Source organism: Nocardioides sp. (genome assembly GCF_051876515.1).
Taxonomy (GTDB): Bacteria; Actinomycetota; Actinomycetes; order Propionibacteriales; family Nocardioidaceae; genus Nocardioides.
This window is the reverse complement of the sequence record NZ_JBJEHY010000004.1, coordinates 1-4,696: the sequence shown is the minus strand read 5'-3', so window position 1 is coordinate 4,696 and position 4,696 is coordinate 1. Positions and strand designations below refer to the sequence as shown.

At 71.0% G+C, this 4,696-nt stretch carries 4 protein-coding genes and 1 pseudogene; 2 read left to right on the top strand and 3 right to left on the bottom strand.

The window, feature by feature from the left end:
* The 3 genes and pseudogenes from ACI379_RS00270 to ACI379_RS00260 all read right to left on the bottom strand — a co-directional run.
* A pseudogene (locus tag ACI379_RS00270) lies at positions 1-697 on the bottom strand (thiolase domain-containing protein); the annotation flags it as partial.
* On the bottom strand, positions 697-1,749 hold the full coding sequence (locus ACI379_RS00265; protein ID WP_439790051.1) for a thiolase domain-containing protein: 1,053 nt from the start codon (positions 1,747-1,749) through the stop codon (positions 697-699). The gene ACI379_RS00265 and the pseudogene ACI379_RS00270, both read right to left, overlap by 1 nt.
* Positions 1,750-1,760: 11 nt before the next feature.
* Entirely contained in the window at positions 1,761-2,711 is a 951-nt protein-coding gene (locus ACI379_RS00260; protein WP_439790050.1) for a Zn-ribbon domain-containing OB-fold protein, read from the bottom strand.
* Positions 2,712-2,827: 116 nt separating this feature from the next.
* Here ACI379_RS00260 and ACI379_RS00255 point away from each other — a divergent pair, with 116 nt between their 5' ends.
* Both ACI379_RS00255 and ACI379_RS00250 read left to right on the top strand, forming a co-directional pair.
* Positions 2,828-3,871, top strand: coding sequence for an LLM class F420-dependent oxidoreductase (locus tag ACI379_RS00255; RefSeq protein WP_439790049.1), 1,044 nt, complete (start codon positions 2,828-2,830; stop codon positions 3,869-3,871).
* A partial coding sequence (locus ACI379_RS00250; RefSeq protein WP_439790048.1) for an AMP-binding protein occupies positions 3,868-4,696 on the top strand: 829 nt, incomplete at its 3' end. The genes ACI379_RS00255 and ACI379_RS00250, both read left to right, overlap by 4 nt.

Sequence of the window (4,696 nt, the reverse complement as noted above, 5' to 3'; positions counted from 1 at the left end):
TCCAGGCCGGGTTGGGGGAGGCCTTGGCGGTGTCCTCGTCGGCGATCACCAGGGCGCACGCGCCGTCCGAGGACGGGCACGTCTCGTCGTACCGGATCGGGTCCCACAGCATCTGGCTGGCGAGCACCGTCTCGACGGTGGTGCCCTCGTTGTGCAGGTGGGCGTACGGGTTCTTCAGGGCGTTGGTGCGGTCCTTGGCCGCCACGACCGCGCCGATGTGCGTGGGCGCGCCCGAGCGACGGATGTACGACCGGACGTGGGGCGCGAAGTAGCCGCCCGCGCCGGCGTGCACCGGCATGATGAACGGCACCGGCACCGACAGCGCCCACATGGCATTGGACTCCGACTGCTTCTCGAACGAGACCGTCAGCACGCGCTTGTGCACGCCCGACTGGACGAGCGAGGCGGCCACGATGGCGGTGGAGCCGCCGACCGACCCGGCCGTGTGGACGCGCAGCAGCGGCTTGCCGACCGCGCCGAGGGCCTCGGCCAGGTAGAGCTCGGGCATCATCACGCCCTCGAACAGGTCGGGGGCCTTGCCGACCACGACGGCGTCGATGTCGTCGAAGGTCATGCCGGCGTCGAGCAGGGCGCGGTCGATCGCCTCGCGGCACAGGCCGGCGATCGACAGGTCCTCACGCTTGGCGCGGTGGTGCGTCTGACCCACACCGACCACGGCTGCGAGCTGCTTGCCCATCAGACGTTCTCCTCCATCGTGCAGAACAGGTTCTGCTGCAGTGCGGGGCCGGACGTGGCGTGGGCGAGCACCTTCTGGGCACTGCCGTCCCAGACGCGTCGCGCGGCCTCGCCGATCCGGTTGAGACCAGCGGTGAACATCGGGTTCGAGGCGAGCGCCCCGCCCGAGGGGTTGACGGACACGTCGTCGCCCAGGCCCGCCTCGCGGCGCAGGATCAGCTCCTGGTGGCTGAAGGGGGCGTGCAGCTCGGCCACCTGGACGCCGTCCAGGTCCAGCGCGGCGGCGGCCGAGCGGGCCGAGGGGGACTCGACCAGGTTCCGCGAGCCCAGGTGCAGAGGGTCGACGCGGTGCGCCAGCCCGGTGATCCAGGCCGGGCGGTCGGTGACCCGCCGGGCCACGTCGCCGGCGGCCAGCACGATGGCGGCGGCGCCGTCGGTGATGGGCGCGCAGTCGTGCTTGCGCAGCGGGTCGGAGAACATCGGGCGGGCCAGGAGCTCGTCCACCGAGGAGCCGCCCTTGCGCACGGCGTACTCGTTGCTCTCCGCGTCGGAGAGGGAGCGGTGGACGACCTCGGCCATCTCGCGCTCCGTCCAGGCGCCCTGCTCGAGGCCGAGACGGGCCTGGACCGCGGCCACGGAGACGGTGTCGGGCCACAGGGGCGTCATGGTGATCGGGTCGAACTGCAGCGCCAGCGTGCGGCGCAGCGTGCCCGCGGACGACTTGCCGAAGCCGTACACCAGGGCGGTGTCGACCTCGCCGGTCTGGATCTTCAGCCAGGCCTCGTAGAGCGCCCAGGCGGCGTCCATCTCGACGTGCGACTCGTTGACGGGCGGCAGGGCGCCGATGGCGTCCACGGACTGCACGAACGAGAAGGAACGGCCGGCCAGGTAGTCCGAGGACCCCGAGCACCAGAACCCGATCTCGGGCTTGCTCAGGCCGGTCGTCCCGTACAGCTCGGCGAAGATCGGCACGAGCATCTCGACCATGGTGGGGGAGCCGTCGAAACGGCTGGTCTGTCGCTGGGCGTGGCCCACGACGGCGACGTCACGCATCTGCTGGCTCCTCAGAGGTGCTGCTGGTAGGTCTCGTACTCCGCGTCCGGCTCGTCGACCGGCGTGAAGTGGCTGATGTTCTCGATCGAGGTGCCCCACTCCTCGCGGGGCTTCCACACGGCCTCGACGCGCATGCCCATGCGGATCTCCGCGGCGGGGATGTCGAGGATGAGGTGCTGCAGCGCGATGTCGGCGCCGTCGAGCAGGATGTACGCCGACACGTACGGCGGCTTGATCTTCTGGCCCATGAACGGCACGTTCACGATGCAGAAGGTCGTGACGGTGCCGCGCTGGCCGAGCTCGATCTCCTCGGCGGTCGGGACGCCGCAGGTGGGACAGGCGCCGCGCGGGGGCACGTACACCTTGGTGCACTGCGGGCAGCGCTGGGCCAGGATCCGCCCGTCGGCCAGCCCGCGGAAGAAGGCGGACTCCTCGGGGCTGGCGGCGTACACGTAGTCGAGCCTCACGGGGGTGACGACGCCGGTCACGGGCTCGGACGAGCCGGCCGGCGTGGCCGGGGCGGCCGCGTCCTCGGGGACCAGGCAGGCGATGTCGGTGATGGCGCCGACACGCTCGTCGGCCCACCGGACCGAGACGCGCATGCCCGTGGAGACGTCCTCCGCGGAGGCTGCGTCGAGGGCGTGCAGGAGCGGCCCGTCGGCACCGTCGAACTGCACGAGGGCCCAGGCGAAGGGACGGTCGAAGGGCTGACCCGCCACCGGCTCGCTCACCCAGGTCCAGCTCAGGACGGTGCCGCCGGGACCGACCTCGACGAAGTCAGTGGTGGGTTCGTGGGTGACCGGGTCGAACTCGGCGGGGGGCACGAGCACCTCGTTGCGCGAGGTGCGGCCGCCGATGACGACTCCGTCACGCAGTCCGGTGAGGAACCGGCCGAGGACCGGTCCCGTGGACCGCGTGTAGTCGAAGGCCACCGAGATCGGTTGCGACAGTGTGCGGGACATGATCCGGAGTGAAACAGGTTCTAGATTTCGTGGCAAGGGTTCCCTAGGGTCGGCGTACGAATCAGCGTGTCGCGTTTCACATACCGGACGTATGTGGACGGTTGGGAGGATGTCGGATGAAGCTCGGTCTGCAGCTCGGCTACTGGGGGGCACAGCCCCCGAGCGGCGTGCAGCCACTGGTCGCGGCGGCCGAGGAGGCCGGCTGGGACGCGTTGTTCACGGCGGAGGCTTGGGGCTCCGACGCGTTCACGCCCCTGGCCTGGTGGGGCCGCGACACCTCCCGCCTCCGGCTGGGGACGAGCATCGTGCAGATGTCGGGCCGTACGCCGACGTCCATCGCGATGCACGTCCTGACCCTCGACCACCTCACCGGAGGGCGCGTCATCCTCGGGATGGGCGTCAGCGGGCCGCAGGTGGTCGAGGGGTGGTACGGCCAGCCGTTCAGCAAGCCGCTGGCCCGTACCCGTGAGGTGGTCGACATCATCCGGCAGGTGCTGGGGCGCGAGGCGCCCGTCGCCAACGACGGGCCGCACCACCCGCTGCCCTACACGGGACCCGGCTCGGTCGGGCTGGGCAAGCCGCTCAAGCCGATCGTCCACCCGCTGCGGGCCGACGTCCCGATCTGGCTCGGGGCGGAGGGGCCGAAGAACGTCGCGCAGACCGCGGAGATCGCCGACGGCTGGATCCCGATCTTCTACACGCCGCGCTCGGCCGGCATGTACCAGCCGTGGCTGGACGAGGGCTTCGCCCGCCCCGGCGCGCGTCGGACCCGCGACGACTTCGAGATCGCCGCCACCTGCCACCTCCAGGTCACCTCCGGTGCGGAGGAGACCCGTGCGGTGATCCAGGGGATGAAGCCCGTCGTCGCGCTGTACATGGGAGGCATGGGCGCCAAGGACGCCAACTTCCACAAGAACGTCTTCGAGCGCATGGGGTACGGCGACCTCGCCGACGAGGTCCAGCGCCTCTACCTGCTCGGCGAGAAGGACCGGGCCACCGCACTGATCCCTGACGAGCTGGTCGACGACATGCACATCGTCGGCGAGCGCAACCAGGTGCGCGAGCGGGTTGCCCAGTGGGAGGAGACCGGCGTGACCACGCTGCTGCTCAGCTGCCGCAGCGCCGACGAGGTCCGTACGGTCGCGGAGGTGCTGGCATGAGTGGGTCGTTCTACGCCGCGGACCTGCCCGGCAACGAGACGCTGCGGCACGGCACCCACAACGGCCACCTGATGGTCCAGGCGCTCCGGCGGCACCGCGACCGCCCCATCATGCACCTGGGCGACGTCACGCTGACCGGGGGCGAGGTGTCGGCGCGGATCAGCCAGTACGTGCGCGCCTTCGAGACCCTCGACGCGGGTGCCGGCGTGACCGGTGCGCTCCTGGCCCTCAACCGTCCCGAGGTCCTGTTCATCATCGGCGCAGGTCAGACGCAGGGCTTCCGGCGCGTCTCGCTGCACCCGCTGGGGTCCGCCGACGACCACGCGTACGTCCTCAACGACGCGGAGGTGACGACCCTGGTGGTGGACCCGTACTTCGCGGGGCGGGCCGTGGAGCTCCTCGACAAGTGCCCGGGGCTCACCCAGGTGCTCACCATCGGCCCGGTGCCCCCGGAGCTGGAGGGGAGGGCGACCGACCTGGTGGCCGTCGCGGCCGGCTTCGCGCCGGAGCCGCTCGAGGCGAGGCTGCTGCCACCGGACCACATCGTCTCGTTCGCCTACACGGGCGGGACCACGGGACGGCCCAAGGGTGTGATCGGGCTGGCGCAGTCGATGAACACCATGGCCAGCATCCAGCTGAGCGAGTGGGAGTGGCCCACCGAGCCCCGGTTCCTCATGTGCACGCCTTTGTCGCACGCGGGGGCGGCGTTCTTCGTCCCTGTGGTGATCAAGGGCGGCACGCTCTTCGTGACGGCACGCTTCGACCCCGCCGAGGTGCTGGCCACCATCGAGAACAAGCCGGGGCAGAAGGGATCGCTGGTGGTGT